Raw genomic sequence first — 22,590 nt, 5'->3', positions numbered from 1 at the left:
ATTTTTTGATAGGGATCTAGGATTGCTTTTCTGGTTTGTAAATATGGACTTTGCCTTTGCCTTCTTTTTTGGATTGATACATCATTTCATCGGCTTGGGACATCAGTTCTTCAGCACTGTTCGCATATTCAGGATATAGACTCAAGCCGGCACCGATAGTGACCTGAATTGCAATACCTTTCACTTCATAAGCTTGGTTAAGCTCTCTGTTCAATCGGGATGTGAATTTATCGAGGTTGGTGTCTTCTTGGATGTCTTCAGAGATGATGGCAAACTCATCGCCTGATAACCTTGCATAGAGGTCAGTTGCCCGGGCTATTGTTTTGAGTTTGTAGGCAAATTTTACTAGTAATTCATTCCCATAATCATGGCCATATTTGTCATTCACCTCTTTGAAATTATTCAAGTCGATGTAGGTTACGGCAAGTGAGTATTTTTTACGATTGGCTCGATTAAGCGCTTCGTGTAAGTGATCCATGAATCTTTTTCGGTTGGGTAGACCAGTTAAGCTGTCATATAAAGCAAGTTCACTCAGCAGCTTTGTTTTTTGCTCAAAAGCGTGCGCTAACATGCCCACCTCATCATGTAGGTGTGTTGGTAGCTTAAGATCAGTATCATCGGCACTGCGTGCATTTTTAATAGTACTTGCCATGTTTGAAAGGTTTGACATCATTTTCTTTACAAAGAGATAAATTGTAATTGAAGCGAGTAAGGAGATACCAATTGACCTTCCCCCTAAACTAGTACCAGGACACCGATGAGATATTCATGTTAAGCAGCCTGTTTCGCAAATTCAATAGGCGGCATATAATTTAATGAACTGTGTGGTCTTTTAGTATTGTAGTGCTTTCTCCATTGGTTGATTTCATGTCGGGCTTCTTCAATTGAACGAAACCAGTGTTGATTTAAACATTCGTTGCGGAACTTGCCATTTAAGCTTTCAACAAACGCATTCTGAGTTGGCTTTCCAGGTTGAATGAAAGCAAGCTTGGTTTTGTTTTCCCTGGACCAAAAGAACATTGCTTTGCTTGTAAACTCTGTACCATTATCACAAACAATTTGTTTTGGCAGCCTGCGTTGCTCACTAAGCTCTGCTAGGAAGCGTGCCACCTGACGTCCTGATATAGAAAATGCTGTTAGCTGGCCAATAAGTTCACGATTAAAATCATCGATAATGTTTAGCACACGAAAACGCCTTCCATTGGCCAGCTGATCGTAAACAAAATCCATCGACCAACGCTCATTTCTCTGAGTCGGTGATGACATCACTAATCGTAGTCGCTGTATTTTTTTACGCTTTTTTGTACGCACCTGGAGCTTTTCTTCTTTGTAAATCCGGTAGGTTTTTTTCTTATTCATGACAAGCCCCTCTGCTTTTAAGAGGCTGTGAAGCATTAAATAACCATACCGAGAATACTGAGCTGCCAATTCTTTTAATCGAGCTCTAATCAACTCGTCTCGTCGCTTTTTGGGTCCGTAACGGTAAGCCGTTCGACTTAGCCCGACTAGCTTGCAGGCCATTCGTTCACTCAGCTTAAAGGCGCTCATTAAGTGACAAACAACCTGCTTCTTGCTAGCAGGCGTTACCACTTTTTTGAAACAACATCCTTGAGCGCTTCATTTTCTAACATCTTTTCAGCCAGCAGCTTTTTTAACTTATTGTTCTCGGACTCCAGCTCTCGCAGGCGCTTAGCTTCGTTAACCTCTAGGCCAGCATACTTGCTACGCCAATTGTAAAAAGTACCGCCAGATATGCCTAAGCGACGGCACAGGTCTTCCACCTTAGCGCCACTTTCATGCTCTTTGATCGCTTTAATGATTTGTTCTTCTGTATAACGTTTTTTCATGTTGAGATCTCCTCGGTCGTAGAATAATTGGAAATCTCATCCATGTCATGGTGTTAAGTTTGGGGGAAAGGTCACAATGATAGCTAATAATAAGTTATTAAGCAGTGAATGATAGGTTCCCAGTACTCGACTCTTGGGCGTGGCGATTAACATTGTGAGTACTTCACTATTTTTTGTTAAGCTCGAATGTATTTTTTTTGTGACGATGAAAGAATTTTTATAGCTCTTTAAATAGGAAATGATTTTACTTGTGGTCTTGATGCTTGGATTTCCAAAGATTCCCTCTGGGATTTTTTCGTTAGCTTGATAAAATGCTAACGTTTGGTTTTTATAATTATATATAAAAAAATCATTGAATTTATCATATAAAATTACATCGTAATCTTTATCTGTACGATTTAATACATTTTGTAAATAATTTTGAATGTTTACGTTTATTATTAATAGGCCAAATATTTTTTGTTTTTTTGTGTAAATGGGCATCATGACTCTGAGAGTAAGTGTTAATGGAACTGTTATTTTTCCTTTTTCTACATTATATGTGATAGGAGAGAAACGTATGCTGCCTTGAGACAATTTTATCCCTTGTTGGTAATAAGAATCATCGCTTCTAGATTGTAATGCTGAGTCGTCGGTTCTGAAGGTGTCACCACGAGATTGATCAACGCGCACTAGTTCTTTACCATTATCTTTAACACCAATATAGCGAATTTTTGTATATTCTGGATTCACTTTTAATATCGAAGCAAATATGACGGCGAGTCGATCTTTCCAAATCGTGATGTTGGAGTTTTCGAGAGGATCTTGGCCGTTGTTTTCGTCACTACGAACAATCCCGTCGATGGGTGGTGTTTTTGATAGCACTGCAAGATCGTTTTCTAATTTAATAAGAGAGTTCTCAATGTCGTTAGAAATGAGTTCCGTTTCATTTTGCAGGTTTTGGATTGATTCTTTTATGAAGAATGATCTCATGGTGACATAGGTGATGCTGGTGATGATCGCCATGGTAACGAATATGATCAACGTTGAAAACAGTGTAATTTTAGAGCTGAGTAAGCGAAGTTTTTTCAAGACCATTCCTTGGTGTAACAACAAGATTAGTATAACATTTTTTGTGACTGCATGCTCTCTGGTGCTATCACTTATGTCATCCCGAATGCGAGAGGAATCTCATGGGGCTGCCTGCGTAGTCTTGAATTTCAATTGCCTGCCAGTACGAGAAAGAGTCCGTGTTTTTCGGGAAGCGCTATCCCTAGCTGCTTAGTGCTCTCCTGGCACTAACGCCCTAAAACACGGACTCTTTCTCTTTGCCGCAATTGAAATGCTATTTAATAGTGATGACGCTCCGCACCCGGAGGGCACGTGGTTGCTTGGAACGACTAGCATCCTTTGTGCTAGTGACCTGAGAGTGTCATAATAGCGTTTAGCAAAACTGGGAGGAAATCCAATGGTGGCTCGCCGCCAGCGCTACTTCATCAAAATATTCTTTAGCCTGATCTTCTTAACGGGATTATGGAGTATCGCGCATTGGGTGTTCGCTCAAAATAATGCTACGGCTACAAACTCTAAAACTGCTATTTTACTCGACATCAAAGGTGGCATTGGTCCTGCGACACAAGATTTTATTAGTCGCGGTATTAAAAAAGCTGCGGACTTAAACGCTAGCGCTATTATTCTGCGTATCGACACGCCCGGTGGTCTCAGTAAGTCCATGCGCTATATCATCAAAGATATTTTATCCTCACCCGTGCCAGTCATTTCGTATGTGGCACCGAGTGGTGCGCGTGCTGCAAGTGCTGGGACTTATATTTTGTATGCAAGCCATGTGGCAGCAATGGCGCCTGGGACTAATCTCGGCGCGGCAACGCCGGTAGCAATTGGTACGCCAGGCGGAAAATCCGATGATAAAGACAAAGAAAAACAAGCATCCAAAAAACCATCGGCGAGTGAAAAGAAAGCGCTTAATGATGCGAGAGCCTATATTCGCAGCCTCGCACAATTGCGGGGTCGAAATGTGAAATGGGCAGAAAAAGCGGTGGTTGAGGCTGAGAGTTTATCGGCAAAAGAAGCTTTAAAGTTGAACGTGATTAATTTTATAGCGATCGATATACCGGATTTATTAAAAAAAGCAAACGGTATGAAGGTGGATATACAAGGAAAATCAAGCGTAGTGCAAACGGAAGGTGTGGCAGTACAACAAATTCAACCCGATTGGCGCACAAAATTTTTAGCAGTTATTACAGACCCGAGTGTGGCTTATATTTTATTGATGATTGGTTTTTACGGTATTTTCTTTGAATTTATGAACCCAGGTTTCGTTGTGCCGGGTGTGGTGGGTGCTATAGCACTTTTATTAGGGCTCTATTCGTTTGCACTATTACCCATTAATTACGTGGGTTTGGGGTTAATTATATTGGGGATTGCTTTCATTGTTGCCGAAGCTTTCGTGCCAAGTTTCGGTGCGCTTGGTATTGGTGGTGTGATAAGTTTTGTGATTGGCTCAATTATGCTATTAAAAACAGAAATGATTGGTTATGTTATTCCGATGTATCTTATCATCATTATTGCCATTGTAACCGTTGTATTTTTTCTATTAGTCTTGAGCATGGCGCTGCGTTCAAGGCGTCGCCCTGTCGTTAGTGGGCGCGAAGCTGTGGTGGGGCAGCGCGGTAAAATTCTCATTAGTGATGAAAGAATATGGGTTCGTATCGAAGGTGAACGTTGGCAATGTCGCAGTCATGTTTCATTGAAAGAAGGCCAAGAAGTGGTTGTGAAAAGTGTGGAGGGTTTGAGTTTAGTCGTCGAACCCGTGAGCACAAAACAAAACGGATAATGAAGGAGATTTATAATGGTTATTGCTTTAGTCGTTATTGCAGTTTTAATACTTATTTTAATATTTTCCGCAATCAATATTCTTAAAGAGTGGGAGCGTGGTGTTATTCTAACGCTAGGTCGTTTTTGGAAAGTGAAAGGACCAGGTTTAATTATTGTTGTGCCTATCATTCAGCGTTTAATTCGCGTTCAACTGCGCACGATAGTTATGGATGTGCCAACGCAAGATGTCATTTCGCGAGATAATGTGTCTGTGCGTGTGAATGCGGTTGTGTATTTTCGCGTTATCGATCCAGAGCGTGCCATTGTTCAGGTTGAAGATTATTTTGAAGCAACGAGTCAATTGGCACAGACGACGTTGCGATCGGTGTTGGGGCAACATGAGTTAGATGAGATGCTCTCTGAACGCGATAAGTTGAATCAGGATATTCAAAAAATATTGGATACAGAGACAGATGCTTGGGGCATTAAAGTATCGATCGTCGAAATTAAACACGTCGATTTAGATGAAAGCATGGTTCGCGCGATTGCACGACAAGCAGAAGCAGAGCGTGAGCGGCGAGCAAAAATCATTAATGCAGAAGGTGAATTTCAGGCTGCACAAAAGTTGAAAGAAGCTGCCGTCATTTTGGCGCAGCAGCCGCAATCGATACAGTTGCGTTATTTGCAAACGTTAATGGATCTTGCGGGCGATCGAACATCGACGATCGTGTTTCCGTTGCCGATCAACATAATGCAAGCATTAGAAGAGAAGTTAAATAAGTAGCGCGCTACGGTATTTTTTTATTAATAAAATTCCAATACCCTATGTGAATGGATTGTTTATATTCACGTGGTTTTACATTAATCGAAGTGTTGATTGCTTGGGCGGTTTTGTCGTCGGTGTTATTTAGTGTTGTTGCGTTAGAAACACTGAATTCGCAGCATCTTTATCATGCCTATCTGCAAAGCATTGCTGTCACTCAATTGGACAATATGTTGGATCGATTGCGTGCCAACCAGAGTGAATCATTTCGAGCGCGAGAATTAAATCTTTGGAATACGCAAAATCGACTTTTATTGCCAAGTGGAAATGGCAATTATCAGTGTGCTCATCACGTTTGCATTGTATCTCTGCATTGGCAGGAACGAAAATCGCAGTATCTAAGTTTGAGTGCCACGATATGAAGTCGTATCACGGTTATACATTGATTGAAATAATTGTAGCCTTGTTTTTGGGATCATTATTACTAGCGGGCTTAATGACAGTTTATTTAAATACAAAATCAAGTTATCGGACACAAAATGGATTAGTCGATTTGCAAGATAGGGTGCGGTTTGTGAGCAATTTATTGCAGCGAACAATTCATGCGGCAGGCAACGCTGCCTGTAAAAATGATGGTGAATTGGTGGATCAAAAGCATGCTATTTTAGGTGATGATGGTTCGATGACATTGGGTGAGTGCCTGTATTATAAAAATAAGAATCAGTTTATTCAGATGCATTATTTCGTTGGTGATACGCATCGAAAAGATTTTCAAGGGCGTGATATCTTAGCTTTATATCGAAAGCCAACTGTCGGTGAACGTGAAGAATTAGTTTCAGGAATTTCCAGCATGAAAATTCAGTATGGCATGCTGTCTCAGAATCATCGCGATGTGAGCAGGTATGTATCGGCAAGTGCTGTGGACAATTGGAGTGATGTCGGTAGCCTGTCGATAACAGTGTCACTGAGCTATCTAGACACCATCAAGGTGTTACATCTCTATGTTTCTTTGCGTGAGCGAGGGCAAGTGTTTTGAAGCAAGATGGTATGGTTTTAATCGTCACATTGTTGTTTGTGTTTGTTTTAACCGGATTGGTCTTGACCAGTATTGAAAGTGCTGTCATTGAAAATAAATTAGCATCGAATTACAAGACTGAGTCAATCGTATTCCAGGCGGCCGAGTCTGGGTTAAAAGCAGGAGAAGCCGCAATTCGAGGTGAGTCTATAAGATTACCATGATCGCAAGCCACGATCAGTTATCAAGAAAAATTGCTCTCTATCGATCCGTGTGCTCAAAAGCGTTATCAAGTTGATTCAACTGCGCGCTATGATGCAATTACAGTGCGATTGTTTTCTGTTTACGACTGGTTGGGGCAAACGAATAAACCGAGTTGCAAAAGCGAAGTAGGGGGTAAACGTTTTTTTTGGAGTGCAGTTTAGGCTTTGCAAAAAAAACCCCGGGATCTTGTGAGTAACATACCCGAGGGTTGTCATTGACCTTACTCTTCAATTTTTGAAACTTGGGCGAGGCCGTTCACCACTGCTGCAATGCGAATAGCGTGTTGAATATCTGCTTTGCTGACTCCCGCTTTATTCAGCACTTTTGCATGCGAATCCATGCAAAGTCCGCAGCCATTAATTGCAGACACGGCTAATGCATACAACTCAAAATCTGTTTTTGAAATGCCGGGATTGCTGATTACATTCATGCGCAAGTTTGCTGGCATTTGTTGATATTCAGTATCATGAACTAAATGTAGAAATCGATAATACACATTATTCATGGCCATGATGCTGGCTGCTGATTTTGCGGCTTGCACGTTAGCATCATCTAAAGCTTCATCGCTTTTAAAGACACGAATTAAATGAGCATCTTTCGTTGCATAAGCAGATGCGAGTGCAATTCCGGCTATCTGTGCAGCATTTAGTTGTGTCATGGGTGATTCACTGATTATGTTGCTGACATTTAATTTTAAATCCTTGGCATAATCTGGAATTTGATTTTTATATTCTTGTAGCATGTGTTTTTCCTAATTTTAAAAAGACAGTAAATTGCCCCATGAATAGCGCTTGGCATCCACGGGGCACATAGTTAGGCGACTTCTAGAGTTTTTTCACCTTGTTGCCAGTTACAAGGGCAAAGTTCATCAGTTTGTAATGCATCTAGCACGCGTAATACTTCTTTTGGATTACGGCCGACATTTAAGTCATTGATCATGACAAACCGGATGATTCCTTGTGGATCGACAATGTAAGTTGCGCGTTCCGAAACACCTTCGGCTTCGTTAAGGATACCAAGTTCGTTTGATAGCTCGCGTTTGATGTCAGATAACATAGGAAAAGGTAAATCGTTTAATTCTTGTTTTTCACGACGCCAAGCAAGATGGACAAATTCGGAATCGACACTAAAGCCTACGACATGTGCATTGCGGTCTTCAAAATCAGAATTAAGACGCCCAAATTCAGCAATTTCAGTGGGGCAGACGAAGGTAAAATCTTTTGGCCAGGAAAATGCGACTAGCCATTTGTCTTTATATTGGACTTTGGATAAATTTATAAAAATAATTAAAAATTGCTTGACATAGAAACCGAAAAAAAATTTTACGTTGTAAACAACGTTTGTTCGAAAAAATAAAATAAGGAACAAACGATGTTAGCGACAGAAAAACTAAAACAATTCCGTACATTCCTCTACAACATCTTCCCCGCGCGACGCGATGCCAATATGAATTTACTCGATGCCCTTTCAAGCCATGGCCATCGCTGCAAAACACCCATAGAATTATGTGAATCGCCATACTTTGAACGTGAATACAGTAGTATTACCGATGCGATTAGCGATGGTTTGTCGGTAGCAAATTGTTGGGATAGCATGATGAAAATACAATATGAACATGTGAGTCATAGCGATGACCGTGTGATCATTATTGCGGATACGACACCACAGTCGCGTCAAAGTGCACACTGTGTTGAAGATCGCCATGTGGTTTACAGCCCTAATCCAGCACCGGGTAACAAACCGATTACCATTGGACATGAATATTCAACGGTATCACTATTGCCCAATGATGGTGCAGCTCAAGAAAAGCATTGGTTAGTTCCACTGGATACGAGGCGCGTTAAAAGCGATGAAAAAGGCAATGTAGTTGGGATGCAGCAAATTAACCGTTGTATTGCAGACTTAGCGCTTACTCATAAATTGGTGGTTAGCGTGGCTGATTCAAAATATGGTACAGAAGCTTGCCGTAAACTGGTTAGCGAAAATCCCAATTGGGTACATCTTTTCCGTTTTAACAGTACCCGTAATGTTTTCGCGCCCGCATCAATAGAAGATAATACCTCAGGAAGTATAAAACGCTATGGTGATGCGATGAAACTAAACGACAGCACGACTCACCGTGAATCCGATGAGATTGTGCAGCAACCCATTACAACCCGCAGTGGCAAAACTTACCAATTGGAGATTAAAATATGGCGTGACCAATTACTGCGTGGTTCAAAGCAATTTAAAGGATATGAGCATCCTGTTACTGTTGTGCAATTGGTTGCGGTTGATGCTAACGGTAAATCTTTATATAAAAATCCACTCTGGTTAGGACTCGCTGGTGAACGACGTAATGAAATCACAGCATTAGAAGCGTATCACTATTACGATAGACGCTATGACATTGAACACTACTTTCGTTTTGGTAAAGACAAACTGTTATTTGACCGATACCAAACACCGGATGTTAAGCACGAAGAAGATTGGTGGCGGATGACAGCATTAGCGTATACGCAACTTTATCTAGCGAGGAATCTTGCCCCGATTTTACCGAAAAAATGGGAGCGGTATTTGCCGAGCTTCCAAGTGGATAACGAAAAACCATCAATAACTGCGACCCCTTCACAAACGCAACGGGGTTTTTCTACGGTGCTTGATACCGTTGGCACGCCTGCTAATCTCTGCAAACCACGCGGTAATCCGCAAGGCAGAACCAAAGGTGATACGCAGGGGAAACGCACGCGACATCCTGCTATTTTCAAAAATAGCAACTCAAAAATTAAAACGATTCAGAGGACTGAAGAAAAGACGCAAAACTCAGACCCTGAAAAAATAGAGGATTTGATTGGGATAGTAAAATCATGGTTGGATAAAATAAATTTTACACCTGAGAAATTCTACGAATTGCTGCAAAAAACAGCTTAAGATTTAGAAACTCACATTTTTTGATTATTGTCCTAACTGGCAAGGGATTTTATTTATCCAAAGTCCAAATTATGGATAACGCTAGCAAGCCAGCGGTTAACACCATGACCAATTTATACATCAGAGTATCTCCTGTTCTATTTTTAATCAATATAGGATATTTTGATTCCAATCGCTGGACAGATTATGGTATGATTGACCCCTTCAGAGTGGGGATAAAAAATGTTAGAAATCAATGCATTAAGAGAAAAATTGGATGACTTGAAAAGCCGTCTCGAGGCTTTACGGGGGTATCTTTGACCTCGACGTCAAGGATCGGCGTTTGCTTGAAGTTCAACGCGAACTAGAAAACCCCAGCATTTGGGAAGATCCCGACAAAGCTCAATCTCTCAGCCGCGAGCGAGTCTCACTCGAAAGTGTGGTTAAAGGCAATCAGTCGTTAGTGACAAGCATTGCCGACGCTTATGAGCTCCTCGAATTTGTCAAACAAGACCAAGATAACGATATTTATAGCGAACTTCTCAATGAAGTTGATCGCATCGAAAAAAATGTTTCAGAGATGGAATTTCGGCGCATGTTTTCCGGCGAAATGGACTCGCATAATGCCTATTTGGATATTCAAGCAGGTTCTGGTGGCACCGAAGCGCAAGACTGGGCTGAAATGTTATTACGCATGTATTTACGATGGGGTGACCAACACGGCTTTCAAACGACGTTATTGGAAGCCTCAGCGGGTGAGGTGGCCGGGATTAAAAGTGCAACGATCGAATGCAAAGGTGAATATGCGTTCGGCTGGCTTCGCACAGAAACCGGTGTGCATCGACTAGTGCGAAAATCACCGTTTGATTCGGGTAATCGTCGTCATACGTCATTTGCCTCGGTGTTTGTTTCACCGGAAATTAACGACGATGTGGAGATCGAAATTAATCCGGCTGATTTGCGCATCGACACCTATCGTGCCAGCGGTGCAGGTGGTCAGCACGTTAACCGTACGGATTCTGCTGTACGAATTACGCATATGCCATCGGGCATTGTGGTGCAATGTCAAAATGATCGTTCGCAACATAAAAATAAAGCGCAAGCGATGAAGCAACTCCGTGCTAAATTATACGAATTAGAAATGCAGAAAAAAAATGAAAAACAGGCGGAATTAGAAGCATCGAAATCAGAAATTAGTTGGGGCAGTCAAATTCGCTCTTATGTGTTGGATGCTGCGCGCATCAAAGATTTACGTACCGGTGTGGAAACGAGCAACACACAAGCCGTCCTAGATGGAGACATTGACAAGTTCATTGAAGCTTGTCTCAAACAGGAAGAATAATCGAAAAATATAAAATGAGTAATTTATAAATGAGTCATAAAAATGTACCCTGGTTAAAATGGGTGAGTGAATTACAATCGATTTCACAAAATGGTTTAACGTATTGTGCAGATCCTTTTTGTCAGCAGCGGTATCAAATGCTAAAGTCAATCGCCGCTGAAATTGCTGCGCAACACACGGACTCAGAACATGCCCACGTGGTTGATTTATTCAATGCACAATACGGTTATGCGACGCCGAAATTGGATATACGCGGCGTGATATTCAAAGACAATAAAATATTATTAGTGAAAGAAAACTCAGATGGTTTGTGGTCGCTGCCGGGTGGCTGGGCGGATGTCAATGAATCGCCCGCAGACTGTGTCGTGCGAGAAATTTGGGAAGAATCGGGGTATGAAACGAGGGCAGTTAAGCTATTAGCGCTTTATGATAAGCACAAACACGATCATCCACCGCAATTTCCCCATGCGTATAAATGTTTTTTCTTATGTGAGATCCTTGGCGGTGAGCCAAAGCCCAGCCTGGAAACCTCGGCGATACAGTTTTTTGCTGAAAATGAACTGCCAGAGTTGTCTGTTCATCGTGTTATGGCGAGTCAAATTAAGCGTCTGTTTGAACACAAAGATCATCCTGAATGGCCAACGGATTTTGATTAGATCCAAAATAAGGTAGGATAATCGAATGAATATCGATGAAAAAGATATTAAATGGCAATTCATTCGTGCTGCTGGGCCGGGTGGTCAGAAAGTTAATAAAGTCGCAACGGCTGCAGAACTTCGTTTTAATATTAAAAAATCTGGTCTCGCTGCCGATGTTAAAGAGCGCCTCATTCAAATTGCGGGCAATCGCATTAATGCGGAAGGGGAGTTGGTCATCACGGGTCGGCGTTTTCGCACACAAAATCGCAATCGTGAGGATGCATTAGCGCGACTGCAACATTTCATTCAGCTTGCTTCCTATAAACCTAAAAAACGCAAAAAAACTAAAATTCCAAAAGCCGCTAAAGAAAAACGCTTAGCCGATAAACGCAAACGCGGTGACACGAAACGGCAGCGGCAAAAATCTATAGATAATCATTAAAACAGATACTTTAGTGATCCGAAGGGTGGCCCACAGCGCAGGGACCCATCGTGATAGCGATAGGGTGCGCGTAGTGAGAGGACCCCGAGGCTTAGAATTCAGAAATCCTCAGATGACAGGCTGCTTGTAGCTGTTATATGATTACTAGCTTTAACATTGAGAAACGAGGGAAGTCCAGTGCCCGAAGACATCAAATTACAAGACCAAGCTATTGCAGAAAACGAACAGATCGCACAGCGTCGTGCAAAGCTCGAGGCGATGCGTGAGCAAGGCCAGGCTTACCCTAACGATTTCAAGCGCGATAGTCTCGCTGCTGATTTGCATGCAGCTTACGATCAGTATGACCATGATCAGCTTGAAACAAAAGCGATCAAGGTGAGCCTTGCCGGCCGGATGATGACGCGTCGGGTGATGGGTAAAGCCAGTTTTGCGCACCTGCAAGATATGTCGGGCCAGATTCAAGTTTATATTGCGCGCGATAGTTTGCCGGAAGGTGTTTACAAAGAATTTAAAACCTGGGATTTAGGCGATATCATCGCTGTCGAAGGTGAGGTTTTTAAAACAAAGACCGATGAATTGTCGATCAAAGCTCACAACGTGCGCTTGCTCACCAAAGCACTGCGCCCAATGCCCGATAAATTTCACGGGCTTGCTGATCATGAGCAGCGCTTTCGTCAGCGTTATCTAGATTTAATCGTCAATGAAAAATCCCGACGATTATTTCAGGTGCGCTCTCAAATCGTGGCGCGCATTCGCGAGTTTCTCAATAATCGCGGTTACATCGAAGTGGAAACACCCATGATGCATCCTGTTATCGGGGGTGCGGCAGCACGGCCGTTTGAGACGCATCATAATGCTATGAACATGGATTTGTTTTTGCGCATTGCGCCAGAGCTTTATTTAAAACGTTTGGTTGTCGGTGGTTTTGAGCGCGTGTATGAAATTAATCGTAACTTCAGAAACGAAGGCATTTCAACGCGCCATAATCCAGAATTTACCATGTTGGAATTTTATCAGGCGTATTCAACCTATGAAGATATGTTGGATCTTACAGAAGAAATGCTGCGCTATTTAGCAGAAAAAATATTAGGCACCTTGCACATTAACTATCAAGGTGCGCAGATTGATTTAAACCAACCTTTTGAACGTATGACATTGCGCGATTCTATTTTAAAATTAAATCCAGATGTTACCGCAGAGCAAGTCGATGATTTTGACAAAGCCAAGGCGCTTGCCCATCAGCATGATATTGCGACGCCCGCGCATTTCGGCTTGGGTAAAATTCAAATGGAGTTGTTTGAAAAGTTAGTCGAGAAAAAATTGCAGCATCCGACGTTTATTACGCAGTTTCCCAAAGAAGTGTCGCCGCTCTCGCGTGCCAACGATGACAATGCGTTTATTGCCGATCGTTTTGAATTTTATGCCGGTGCGCAAGAAATAGCGAATGGCTTTTCAGAGTTAAATGACCCTGATGACCAAGCACTGCGTTTTAAAGAGCAATTAAAAGCACGTGAAGCCGGTGATTTAGAGGCGATGAGTTTTGACTCTGATTACATCACCGCATTGGAATATGGCCTGCCTCCCACTGCCGGGGAAGGTATTGGTATCGATCGTTTAGTGATGCTGTTTACCGATAGCCCTTCCATCCGAGAAGTGATTTTGTTTCCGCTACTGCGGGCGAAGTAGGTTATCCGTTGTTGGGTCCTAACCTAAGTTGAAGTGAGGGGCGGTATTATTTTTTTATTTTCAAGGTGCAGATATTCTCGAAAAAATAGGCCTTGTAGTTGATAATAAAGCACACGTCGTGATAAGTCATACTTGCTTTTATTTAGATCTAATTGTGAAAGTACAGCGACATTCGATAAAAAAGCCGCTAAACTAGAATTATTTGAGCTGATCTGACTTCGCTTGCTAGTTTAAAGTCGGGCAATCACCAACTCACAGCCTTGGTAATAAATTTGTGGGTCTTTTTCCAGCATCTGATCTTGCAGTACCGCTAATACATCAAACCCTTTATTTTCAGCGGGGGCTGCTTCAACAACAATACCAACCGTTTGTTCATTTTTGTTATTGAGTTCATCGCCCGGTTGAGGCATCGATTCACAATCAACATGCGCGCGGTATAAATGGCGTTTTAATTTCCCCAGATATTCAGTACGCGCAATAATTTCTTGCCCGACATAACATCCTTTTTTAAAACTGACGCCACCTTGTTTTTCTAAGTTGATCATTTGGGGGGTGAACAATTCCTGCGTTTGCGGGTAAATAAAGCCGAGTCCATTTTGAATATTGAATGCATGCCAAGTAAGGGCATCAATAGGCGGAATTTTTGCGGCGATATTTTTGTAAAGCGTTGCACTTGCTTTGGGGTCCGCAATAATCAGGTGAGTAGATGTTTCGGTTTGGAGGCTCGGGATTCGTATGACAGTTGCAGAAGTTTTTTTTTCTAGAGTCAAATCACCGGCAATTTCAACAATCATTTTTTTGAGCGCCGTTAATGTCACTTTTGAAAAGACAGCATATTTTTTCAAATGGTTTATGGTAGGCAAAACGATCGATTGCGGTAATAACAAATAGCAGTCGTTTTTTGAATCCCGCCAAATGTAAAAATTCGCCATCATGCGACCCTTGGGATTACAGCAAGCCCCGAGTGAGGCTTCATGCTCTTTAAGCTGCTTAACGTCGCACGTCAGTTGGCCCTGAAGGAATTCCAGCGTCTTATCGCCACTGACTTTAATCAGCCCAAAGTCGTTTAAGTTAGCAATCCAGTGGTGCGGTTTGGTCATGGTAGGGAATTGTAACGTAATTAAAACGAGGTAACTAGCTGACCCTTTGCTGGAGTCCATTCGGAGTGCTTCGAGCATCCTGCCTAACCTCCAGAAAAATAATTGGAAAATACCCTATACTGGAATTAAAAATTCTCACTTTTCTAGTTGATTTTTAAGTAAAGATCACTATCATGGGCAGCTTCGAGCTTGTGTTAAATTTAGCCGGTATAGCGCTATGAGTACGGTAAACGATACAAAAATAAAATATAACCAGGGTTTGGTTCACAATGACCCTCGTGTCCGTCGTTTTATCAAGGCACGTCGGTATGCGTTCGCGTGGTTGATTTGGGGGGTGTCCGCCTTATTTGTGCTATTCCAGTTTTTTTTGCAGCTCTCTTCGGGTGAAATCGTTGATGGCTTGATGAAAAGCTTTTCGCTCAGCGCGTTCGGTGGAGGGGTCTTAGCCAGCACTTACTACTATATTTATGTGTCTTTGCAAACGCCTGCGGGCTTATTGATCGATCGCTATGGTTCTCGGCGATTATTAACGATGGGAGCTGTAGTTTGCGCTTGTGGGTGTTTGTTATTCGGTGCATCTCATGCGTTATTATTGGCCGCACTGGCTCGTCTAATGATGGGGGGTGGTGCAGCTTTTGCCTTTGTCGGTTCACTTAACTTAATTGGCAAATGGTTCCCAACGCGTCGGTTTGCATTAATGGCGGGAGTCGCTGAAACCATCGGTATGATTGGAACAGTGATCGGCGGTTTTTTCTTAGCAAAAACAGTCATGACTTTGGGTTGGCGTGAATCGATGATTGGAGCGTCGGTATTAGCGGGTGTTATCGGATTGTTGATCTTGTTGATCGTGCGTGACACACCGCGCAGGGTCATTCTTCCCATTACCGATAGGCCAAAAGGTGCTCTTTGGCTTGATTTAAAGGCCATAGTGAAGAATAAAGTTGCCTGGATAAATGGTGCCTACTCTGGTTTTATGTTCTCCATAGTGACCGCTTTTGTGGCTTTGTGGGCAATTCCTTACATGATGTTGGCGCATCATATTTCATTGATGATGGCAACGCTTGCCTGCAACATGGTCTTTATTGGTGTTGCTGTGGGCGGTCCATTAATGGGCTGGATAGACAGCCGTATTCGCGACCGGCGCTACCTTTTGGGTTTTTGTTCGTTGATCGCTGCGGGGTTGCTGTGTGTTTTAATTTATATTCCGATGTTGTCGATGCCAACGGTTATGACCTTAATGACATTGCTTGGCTTGTTCACAAGTGCGTATGTATTAACATTTGGCATTGCCAATGAAATTGTATTGCCGCAAAGGCGTGGTTCGAGTATTGGGTTTGTAAATATGCTATCCGTGGGCACTGCTCCAATATTGCAATCATTGATTGGATTAATACTGAGTTTGGTATCAAAAAATCAAGCGCACGGAGCACAACTCTATACGATTCACGATTATCAAATTGCGTTAACAATCGTGCCGGTGATCGTATTATCTGCTGCTTGTTTGGTGCGTTATTTACCTGCCAAACGTGTTTGTAAGTATCGTGCTTGAAAATATCGCATTTCGCGAAGTCTTCATATATCATGGGAAAAATTTCACGTTGTTAAATTCAATGTAGCCAAAAGGAAAAATTATGGCAGGGAATTTATTTCAAGATGCTTTATCCCAACTCGATCTTGCTGCGCAATACTCTCATGCGGATCCTGAAACAATCAAACGATTAAAATATCCGCAAAGCACATTAGAAGTTTCGATTCCGGTGCGAATGGACGATGGTTCGTTGCAAATATTTCCCGGTTATCGTGTTCGTCACAATAACAGTCGTGGGCCAACAAAAGGGGGTATTCGTTTTCACCCCAATGTCAATTTGGATGAAGTGCGTGCGCTTGCATTTTGGATGACGCTGAAGTGTGCATTGGTTGGCTTACCATTTGGTGGTGCCAAAGGTGGTGTCACTGTTGACCCAAAAAAATTATCGCGCTTGGAAGTGGAGCGATTGAGTCGTGGTTTTATCGAACAGACTGTCAATTTTATTGGACCACATACTGATATTCCAGCGCCGGATGTTTATACCAACGCACGCATCATGGGTTGGATGATGGACGAATATTCAAAAATCATGCGAAGTCACACACCCGGTGTGATTACCGGAAAGCCCATAGAACTTGGCGGTAGTGTTGGTCGCGATGATGCAACAGGTCGTGGTGCGTATTATTGCATTAAAGAATTAGAGCGTCATCGTGGATGGAATCCCGCTGACATTCGCGTTGCGGTGCAAGGATTTGGTAATGCCGGACAACACGTTGCGGCGTTATTACATCGTGATGGTTATCGCATCGTTGCTGTCAGTGATTCGCAAGGAGCGATTTATCGTGATGAAGGTTTTGATGTGCCAAGCTTGATTCACATGAAAAAAGAAACGCAGCGTGTACAGGCTGTGTATTGCGAAGGTTGTGTCTGCGAAATGGTGCCCGCAGAGCATATTACAAACGAAGCATTATTAGCATTGGATGTGGATTTACTTATTCCTGCTGCGCTAGAAAGTGCGATTCGTCAAGATAACGTAGCTGCGATTAAAGCACCGGTTATTGTAGAAGTTGCCAACGGTCCAATTACGAGTAAAGCAGATGCAGCGTTATTCGAGCGAGGCGTTTTGGTAGTGCCAGATATTTTAGCCAATGCGGGTGGGGTCACCGTGAGTTATTTTGAATGGGTGCAAAATAAAAATGGTTACTATTGGACCGTAGAGGAAGTCCACGAACGATTGCATCGCATTATGGAGCGTGAATTCAACCATGTTTATGAATTGATGTCGGAGCATCATATCAGCATGCGAACCGCTGCGTATGTACATGCATTGAATCGTTTAGATGATGCCATTGCAGCGCAAGGGACGCAGACGTATTTTTCGGCAACAGTGTAATTTTTTAAAAAGTGTGTACAATATGAGCTGAAAAATTATTATTTAGTGGAAAATGGTAATAAAATGGAATTTCATTACCACAACAAAAAAAATCAGCATATAAATTACATTCGCTGTCTTTTATTATTAATCGTATTAATTTGTTTTCCCTTAAAGATTTGCTCAGATTTTGCGCTTCCTATCCCCAATATAACAAACTCGCAAGAAGCTTTCGCACTCCCAACTCCTAATCTCACATTTAATCCAATACTGCCGATTGCGTATGCATACCCTGGGGGGAAGCATTGAGTTAAGGGTTCAATATAGTTATTTATTTAAAGACGTATATGCAATCAATTTCAATCAATTATTAGGATTGCAAAATGCTGTTTCTCTCAAAATTGAATATGGTGGCGATGAAAATCGCTTAAATGCTACCTGGGGTGCAGCGCTAAGCAAACATCAACTATTTAAAGTAACGGTGGAACGTTTAACTCAAAACTTGCCGTTTTATTTTGATTCAGGCCAAATCAATAAAAATGTCTCTCAAAATGCTTATGGAGTTTCATATGAGATTTATCGACTCAATAACGTTCTTCAAAATATAGAATTAGGCGCTTATTATGCAGATGCGGATAGTATCAATTTGTCTCCTGTTTATTTCTTTTCGAATGGATCAGAGTTTATTAACTATCGACATATTGCTGGTGGGCAAAGTATAGGGGGAGAGATTGGGTCTTTTATTAATATAAATGAGAGACTGCAGTTGCATCTTGGACTTACCTACGATCATGTCAAATATAATCAACATTATGTGTTGGTACGAACACAGCAGGAATCAGCGCAATTGCGCGGGTATATTGGTATGAACATTTTGCTATCGCAGACTGTAGAGTTGGAATTATTTGGCAGTCAGCGTGCTATTTATGATGATTATTTTGCTAAACTAAAATGGCTTTTGCCTGTTTCTACTAAACATCCAATTGAACTCGTAGGCTCAATTGAGCATGTAGTATCGCACAATGACATACCCAACAATACAATATACCTTCTGACTTTGAATTTCTCTTGGGGAGTTAGAGAAGGATATCGACTAGCCTCCGAAGGAGCGCCAAATGTACTTAACTGGGTCAAATCGCCTGCGGTTTACATGCAACAAGTCCTAGCGGCTGTCGATCAAAAGACTGTACGAATTACAAGTACACCTAATCCAATTACTGTGAGTCCAAATATTGGAAGCACGGCAGGTGGGACCGATGTGACGATCACGGGCAGCGGCTTTACCGGCGCCACTGAAGTAACTTTCGATGGGGTTGCGGCAACAAATTGCACGGTGGTCAATGATACGACGATTACGTGTACAACACCCCCTCATGCAGTAGGTAGTGTTAACGTGGCGGTGACGGGCCCGGGCGGCACGGGTACCTTAACCAATGGCTTTACGTATGAAAACCTACCAGTCCCCAGTCCAACGACGGTGAATCCGAACACTGGCACGACGGCGGGTGGTACGGCGGTGACGATCACGGGCACGGGTTTCACGGGCGCAACGGGCGCGACTTTTGATGGCGTGGCGGCGACGGATTTCACGGTAGTGAATGATACAACCATTACGTGTACGACCCCGGCGCATGCGGCAGGCAGTGTGAACGTGGCGGTGACAGGTCCGGGCGGTTCGGGCACTGTAACGAATGTGTTTACGTATGAAAACCCAACCCCAAATCCAACGACGGTGAATCCGAACACTGGCACGACGGCGGGTGGTACGGCGGTGACAATTACAGGCACTGGCTTTACATTGGACTTTGGATAAATTTATAAAAATAATTAAAAATTGCTTGACATAGAAACCGAAAAAAAATTTTACGTTGTAAACAACGTTTGTTCGAAAAAATAAAATAAGGAACAAACGATGTTAGCGACAGAAAAACTAAAACAATTCCGTACATTCCTCTACAACATCTTCCCCGCGCGACGCGATGCCAATATGAATTTACTCGATGCCCTTTCAAGCCATGGCCATCGCTGCAAAACACCCATAGAATTATGTGAATCGCCATACTTTGAACGTGAATACAGTAGTATTACCGATGCGATTAGCGATGGTTTGTCGGTAGCAAATTGTTGGGATAGCATGATGAAAATACAATATGAACATGTGAGTCATAGCGATGACCGTGTGATCATTATTGCGGATACGACACCACAGTCGCGTCAAAGTGCACACTGTGTTGAAGATCGCCATGTGGTTTACAGCCCTAATCCAGCACCGGGTAACAAACCGATTACCATTGGACATGAATATTCAACGGTATCACTATTGCCCAATGATGGTGCAGCTCAAGAAAAGCATTGGTTAGTTCCACTGGATACGAGGCGCGTTAAAAGCGATGAAAAAGGCAATGTAGTTGGGATGCAGCAAATTAACCGTTGTATTGCAGACTTAGCGCTTACTCATAAATTGGTGGTTAGCGTGGCTGATTCAAAATATGGTACAGAAGCTTGCCGTAAACTGGTTAGCGAAAATCCCAATTGGGTACATCTTTTCCGTTTTAACAGTACCCGTAATGTTTTCGCGCCCGCATCAATAGAAGATAATACCTCAGGAAGTATAAAACGCTATGGTGATGCGATGAAACTAAACGACAGCACGACTCACCGTGAATCCGATGAGATTGTGCAGCAACCCATTACAACCCGCAGTGGCAAAACTTACCAATTGGAGATTAAAATATGGCGTGACCAATTACTGCGTGGTTCAAAGCAATTTAAAGGATATGAGCATCCTGTTACTGTTGTGCAATTGGTTGCGGTTGATGCTAACGGTAAATCTTTATATAAAAATCCACTCTGGTTAGGACTCGCTGGTGAACGACGTAATGAAATCACAGCATTAGAAGCGTATCACTATTACGATAGACGCTATGACATTGAACACTACTTTCGTTTTGGTAAAGACAAACTGTTATTTGACCGATACCAAACACCGGATGTTAAGCACGAAGAAGATTGGTGGCGGATGACAGCATTAGCGTATACGCAACTTTATCTAGCGAGGAATCTTGCCCCGATTTTACCGAAAAAATGGGAGCGGTATTTGCCGAGCTTCCAAGTGGATAACGAAAAACCATCAATAACTGCGACCCCTTCACAAACGCAACGGGGTTTTTCTACGGTGCTTGATACCGTTGGCACGCCTGCTAATCTCTGCAAACCACGCGGTAATCCGCAAGGCAGAACCAAAGGTGATACGCAGGGGAAACGCACGCGACATCCTGCTATTTTCAAAAATAGCAACTCAAAAATTAAAACGATTCAGAGGACTGAAGAAAAGACGCAAAACTCAGACCCTGAAAAAATAGAGGATTTGATTGGGATAGTAAAATCATGGTTGGATAAAATAAATTTTACACCTGAGCAATTCTACGAATTGCTGCAAAAAACAGCTTAAGATTTAGAAACTCACATTTTTTGATTATTGTCCTAACTGGCAAGGGATTTTATTTATCCAAAGTCCAAATTAAAAAATGATGCAACGACGGCATAGCCACACACTGCAAAATCAGCAAAATGGACAATGTGACGAGGAGCTCTAATAAAGTTAATCCAGCAACGCTACGAACTAACACGTTTTTCAGGCCATACTTTTACTAAGCGAATGGTATTACCGCTGACCTTAATTACTTCCATAGGATAACCAACTAGTCTTAACGCCATTCCTGAGGTTGGAATCATTTCGAGATGCTCAATCACTAAACCACTCAATGTTTTTGGACCCTCTATCGGTAATTCCCAATCCGTTAAACGATTTAGATCCCGCAATGAAATTCTCCCATCCACTAAATAACTACCATCTTCTTGACGCTGCACTAAACGCGCAACGTCATCAATATCAATAGCAAATTCGCCCACAATTTCTTCTATAATGTCTTGTATGGATACTAGACCTTGTATATCTCCATATTCGTCAATAACCAGACCAATCCTTCTATTTTCTTTTTGAAAATTTAACAACTGTCGATTTATCAATGTGACCTCTGGTATGAAATATACTTCTTTAGCTAATTTCACTAATCGATCTTTTGTTAACTCGCGCTTGGGTAACTGACCTATTAAACTACGCAGATTTAACATACCAATCACCTGATCGATATTCTCACGATAAATAGGTATCTTTGTGTGCTCTGACTCTGTTAATTGTTTTAAAATTTTATCCCAATCGTCCGTAATATCAATACCGTATATTTCGTTGCGCGGCACCATAACATCTTCAACCGTAATCTGACCCAAATTCAAAACACGCAGCAGTATTTGTTGATAATTGGATGAGATTTTCCCAGACGCTTCTCGCACCACAGACCGCAATTCTTCTGCTGTCAAAGGCTCTATCATGTGACCCTTAACCTTGATACGAAACAATCGTAGCACCCCATTTGCTACACCATTAATAAACCAAACTAACGGATATAAAATCACCAATAATATTTTCAAAGGTAATGATGCGGGAAACGCAACCCGCTGCGGACATAAGGCGGCTAACGTTTTCGGTGTAGTTTCCGCAAAAATTAAGAGAACGAATGTCAAAGCGATCGTCGAAATCAACACTCCAAGATCACCCAGGTAATGAACCGCGATGATGGTAGCAACAGCCGATGCGAACACATTGGCAAACGTGTTGCCGAGTAAAATAATACCTAACAGTCGATCGGGTCTTTCTAATAATTTAGCCGTGCGCTTAGCCGCTGGATCACCTTTGCGCGCTAAATGTCGGAGACGATAGCGGTTCAACGCCATCATGCCCGTTTCAGAGCCTGAAAAAAACGCTGAAAGCAATATCAGCAAAATTAATAGAATAATTAATAAATCTGGATTGAATCCGGTCAATGTTTT

At 42.2% G+C, this 22,590-nt stretch carries 21 protein-coding genes and 2 pseudogenes; 15 read left to right on the top strand and 8 right to left on the bottom strand.

What is annotated here, in order from left to right; translation table 11 throughout:
- Positions 1–16: 16 nt before the first annotated feature.
- The 3 genes from ACJMKR_RS09375 to ACJMKR_RS09365 form a co-directional block, all read right to left on the bottom strand.
- Positions 17–652 carry a diguanylate cyclase domain-containing protein gene (locus ACJMKR_RS09375; RefSeq protein ID WP_423062826.1) on the bottom strand — a complete coding sequence of 212 codons (636 nt, stop codon included), beginning with the start codon at positions 650–652 and terminating at the stop codon, positions 17–19.
- A 119-nt stretch (positions 653–771) separates the two neighbouring features.
- Positions 772–1,847, bottom strand: a protein-coding gene (locus ACJMKR_RS09370) for an IS3 family transposase (protein WP_423062317.1) whose coding sequence is annotated in 2 segments (ribosomal slippage) — positions 772–1,598 and positions 1,598–1,847 — 1,077 coding nt in all. Because the reading frame shifts where the segments join, the coding sequence is not laid out codon by codon here.
- Between the two features lie 45 nt (positions 1,848–1,892).
- Positions 1,893–2,918: a hypothetical protein gene (locus ACJMKR_RS09365; RefSeq protein ID WP_423062825.1), complete on the bottom strand. Its 1,026-nt coding sequence runs from the start codon at positions 2,916–2,918 to the stop codon at positions 1,893–1,895.
- A gap of 376 nt (positions 2,919–3,294) precedes the next feature.
- Between ACJMKR_RS09365 and ACJMKR_RS09360 the strand changes: the two genes are divergently transcribed.
- The 6 genes and pseudogenes from ACJMKR_RS09360 (at position 3,295) to ACJMKR_RS09335 (ending at position 6,663) form a co-directional block, all read left to right on the top strand.
- Positions 3,295–4,680 (top strand): NfeD family protein, encoded by a 1,386-nt coding sequence (locus ACJMKR_RS09360; RefSeq protein ID WP_423062824.1) that lies wholly within the window; start codon positions 3,295–3,297, stop codon positions 4,678–4,680.
- Positions 4,681–4,695: 15 nt separating this feature from the next.
- A complete protein-coding gene (locus ACJMKR_RS09355) occupies positions 4,696–5,445 on the top strand; it encodes a slipin family protein (protein ID WP_423062823.1) in 750 nt (249 codons plus the stop codon).
- Positions 5,446–5,492: 47 nt separating this feature from the next.
- Entirely contained in the window at positions 5,493–5,846 is a 354-nt protein-coding gene (locus ACJMKR_RS09350; RefSeq protein WP_423062822.1) for a type IV pilus modification PilV family protein, read from the top strand.
- Positions 5,843–5,890 (top strand): annotated as a pseudogene (locus tag ACJMKR_RS09345) (prepilin-type N-terminal cleavage/methylation domain-containing protein); the annotation flags it as partial. The gene ACJMKR_RS09350 and the pseudogene ACJMKR_RS09345, both read left to right, overlap by 4 nt.
- 30 nt (positions 5,891–5,920) lie before the next feature.
- Positions 5,921–6,460 carry a PilW family protein gene (locus ACJMKR_RS09340; protein WP_423064230.1) on the top strand — a complete coding sequence of 180 codons (540 nt, stop codon included), beginning with the start codon at positions 5,921–5,923 and terminating at the stop codon, positions 6,458–6,460.
- Entirely contained in the window at positions 6,457–6,663 is a 207-nt protein-coding gene (locus ACJMKR_RS09335; RefSeq protein WP_423062821.1) for a pilus assembly PilX family protein, read from the top strand. The genes ACJMKR_RS09340 and ACJMKR_RS09335 overlap by 4 nt, the downstream gene beginning before the upstream one ends.
- Positions 6,664–6,923: 260 nt before the next feature.
- Here ACJMKR_RS09335 and ACJMKR_RS09330 read toward each other — a convergent pair whose 3' ends face one another.
- Both ACJMKR_RS09330 and ACJMKR_RS09325 read right to left on the bottom strand, forming a co-directional pair.
- The gene (locus ACJMKR_RS09330) at positions 6,924–7,445 is read right to left on the bottom strand and encodes a carboxymuconolactone decarboxylase family protein (RefSeq protein ID WP_423062820.1); all 522 of its coding nucleotides are present in this window, start codon (positions 7,443–7,445) and stop codon (positions 6,924–6,926) included.
- A 71-nt stretch (positions 7,446–7,516) separates the two neighbouring features.
- Positions 7,517–7,960 (bottom strand): annotated as a pseudogene (locus ACJMKR_RS09325) (peroxiredoxin); the annotation flags it as partial.
- A gap of 114 nt (positions 7,961–8,074) precedes the next feature.
- Here ACJMKR_RS09325 and ACJMKR_RS09320 point away from each other — a divergent pair.
- The 5 genes from ACJMKR_RS09320 to lysS all read left to right on the top strand — a co-directional run bounded on the left by ACJMKR_RS09320 (position 8,075) and on the right by lysS (position 13,700).
- On the top strand, positions 8,075–9,613 hold the full coding sequence (locus tag ACJMKR_RS09320; RefSeq protein ID WP_423062300.1) for a transposase: 1,539 nt from the start codon (positions 8,075–8,077) through the stop codon (positions 9,611–9,613).
- A gap of 222 nt (positions 9,614–9,835) precedes the next feature.
- Positions 9,836–10,934, top strand: a protein-coding gene (gene prfB, locus ACJMKR_RS09315) for a peptide chain release factor 2 (protein ID WP_423062819.1) whose coding sequence is annotated in 2 segments (ribosomal slippage) — positions 9,836–9,910 and positions 9,912–10,934 — 1,098 coding nt in all. Because the reading frame shifts where the segments join, the coding sequence is not laid out codon by codon here.
- 29 nt (positions 10,935–10,963) lie between these two features.
- Entirely contained in the window at positions 10,964–11,590 is a 627-nt protein-coding gene (locus ACJMKR_RS09310) for an NUDIX hydrolase (RefSeq protein WP_423062818.1), read from the top strand.
- A gap of 25 nt (positions 11,591–11,615) precedes the next feature.
- Positions 11,616–12,014: an alternative ribosome rescue aminoacyl-tRNA hydrolase ArfB gene (arfB, locus tag ACJMKR_RS09305; RefSeq protein WP_423062817.1), complete on the top strand. Its 399-nt coding sequence runs from the start codon at positions 11,616–11,618 to the stop codon at positions 12,012–12,014.
- 189 nt (positions 12,015–12,203) lie between these two features.
- Positions 12,204–13,700 (top strand): lysine--tRNA ligase, encoded by a 1,497-nt coding sequence (lysS, locus tag ACJMKR_RS09300; protein WP_423064229.1) that lies wholly within the window; start codon positions 12,204–12,206, stop codon positions 13,698–13,700.
- Positions 13,701–13,930: 230 nt separating this feature from the next.
- Here the strand turns inward: lysS and ACJMKR_RS09295 are convergent, their stop codons facing one another.
- Entirely contained in the window at positions 13,931–14,878 is a 948-nt protein-coding gene (locus ACJMKR_RS09295; RefSeq protein ID WP_423062816.1) for a YgfZ/GcvT domain-containing protein, read from the bottom strand.
- 139 nt (positions 14,879–15,017) lie between these two features.
- On the opposite strand from ACJMKR_RS09295, the gene ACJMKR_RS09290 reads away from it, so the two are divergent.
- The 4 genes from ACJMKR_RS09290 (at position 15,018) to ACJMKR_RS09275 (ending at position 21,151) form a co-directional block, all read left to right on the top strand.
- Positions 15,018–16,349, top strand: a complete 1,332-nt coding sequence (locus ACJMKR_RS09290) for an MFS transporter (protein ID WP_423062815.1) — start codon at positions 15,018–15,020, stop codon at positions 16,347–16,349.
- Positions 16,350–16,431: 82 nt separating this feature from the next.
- Positions 16,432–17,721, top strand: coding sequence for a Glu/Leu/Phe/Val family dehydrogenase (locus ACJMKR_RS09285; RefSeq protein ID WP_423062814.1), 1,290 nt, complete (start codon positions 16,432–16,434; stop codon positions 17,719–17,721).
- A gap of 262 nt (positions 17,722–17,983) precedes the next feature.
- Complete coding sequence (locus ACJMKR_RS09280) at positions 17,984–19,513, top strand: IPT/TIG domain-containing protein (protein WP_423064228.1); 1,530 nt, start codon at positions 17,984–17,986, stop codon at positions 19,511–19,513.
- 99 nt (positions 19,514–19,612) lie between these two features.
- Complete coding sequence (locus tag ACJMKR_RS09275; protein ID WP_423062352.1) at positions 19,613–21,151, top strand: transposase; 1,539 nt, start codon at positions 19,613–19,615, stop codon at positions 21,149–21,151.
- A 49-nt stretch (positions 21,152–21,200) separates the two neighbouring features.
- Here ACJMKR_RS09275 and ACJMKR_RS09270 read toward each other — a convergent pair whose 3' ends face one another.
- Entirely contained in the window at positions 21,201–21,329 is a 129-nt protein-coding gene (locus ACJMKR_RS09270; RefSeq protein WP_423062813.1) for a prepilin-type N-terminal cleavage/methylation domain-containing protein, read from the bottom strand.
- Positions 21,316–22,584 carry an HlyC/CorC family transporter gene (locus ACJMKR_RS09265; protein WP_423062812.1) on the bottom strand — a complete coding sequence of 423 codons (1,269 nt, stop codon included), beginning with the start codon at positions 22,582–22,584 and terminating at the stop codon, positions 21,316–21,318. The genes ACJMKR_RS09270 and ACJMKR_RS09265 overlap by 14 nt, the downstream gene beginning before the upstream one ends.
- Positions 22,585–22,590 lie beyond the last annotated feature (6 nt).

It is taken from the genome of Candidiatus Paracoxiella cheracis (assembly GCF_049348705.1).
Taxonomy (GTDB): Bacteria; Pseudomonadota; Gammaproteobacteria; order Coxiellales; family Coxiellaceae; genus Paracoxiella; species Paracoxiella cheracis.
The sequence above is the reverse complement of the archived record's forward strand: the minus strand, read 5'-3'. Positions and strand labels throughout refer to the sequence as shown.

Excerpts from the sequence above, each read along its gene's own strand:
- ACJMKR_RS09375 (WP_423062826.1), bottom strand. The coding sequence starts at position 652 with ATGGCAAGTACTATTAAAAATGCACGCAGTGCCGATGATACTGATCTT.
- ACJMKR_RS09360 (WP_423062824.1), top strand. The coding sequence starts at position 3,295 with ATGGTGGCTCGCCGCCAGCGCTACTTCATCAAAATATTCTTTAGCCTG.
- ACJMKR_RS09355 (WP_423062823.1), top strand. The coding sequence starts at position 4,696 with ATGGTTATTGCTTTAGTCGTTATTGCAGTTTTAATACTTATTTTAATA.
- ACJMKR_RS09350 (WP_423062822.1), top strand. The coding sequence starts at position 5,493 with ATGGATTGTTTATATTCACGTGGTTTTACATTAATCGAAGTGTTGATT.
- ACJMKR_RS09340 (WP_423064230.1), top strand. The coding sequence starts at position 5,921 with ATGACAGTTTATTTAAATACAAAATCAAGTTATCGGACACAAAATGGA.
- ACJMKR_RS09330 (WP_423062820.1), bottom strand. The coding sequence starts at position 7,445 with ATGCTACAAGAATATAAAAATCAAATTCCAGATTATGCCAAGGATTTA.
- ACJMKR_RS09320 (WP_423062300.1), top strand. The coding sequence starts at position 8,075 with ATGTTAGCGACAGAAAAACTAAAACAATTCCGTACATTCCTCTACAAC.
- ACJMKR_RS09310 (WP_423062818.1), top strand. The coding sequence starts at position 10,964 with ATGAGTCATAAAAATGTACCCTGGTTAAAATGGGTGAGTGAATTACAA.
- arfB (WP_423062817.1), top strand. The coding sequence starts at position 11,616 with ATGAATATCGATGAAAAAGATATTAAATGGCAATTCATTCGTGCTGCT.
- ACJMKR_RS09295 (WP_423062816.1), bottom strand. The coding sequence starts at position 14,878 with ATGCTCGAAGCACTCCGAATGGACTCCAGCAAAGGGTCAGCTAGTTAC.
- ACJMKR_RS09290 (WP_423062815.1), top strand. The coding sequence starts at position 15,018 with ATGAGTACGGTAAACGATACAAAAATAAAATATAACCAGGGTTTGGTT.
- ACJMKR_RS09285 (WP_423062814.1), top strand. The coding sequence starts at position 16,432 with ATGGCAGGGAATTTATTTCAAGATGCTTTATCCCAACTCGATCTTGCT.
- ACJMKR_RS09280 (WP_423064228.1), top strand. The coding sequence starts at position 17,984 with ATGCATACCCTGGGGGGAAGCATTGAGTTAAGGGTTCAATATAGTTAT.
- ACJMKR_RS09275 (WP_423062352.1), top strand. The coding sequence starts at position 19,613 with ATGTTAGCGACAGAAAAACTAAAACAATTCCGTACATTCCTCTACAAC.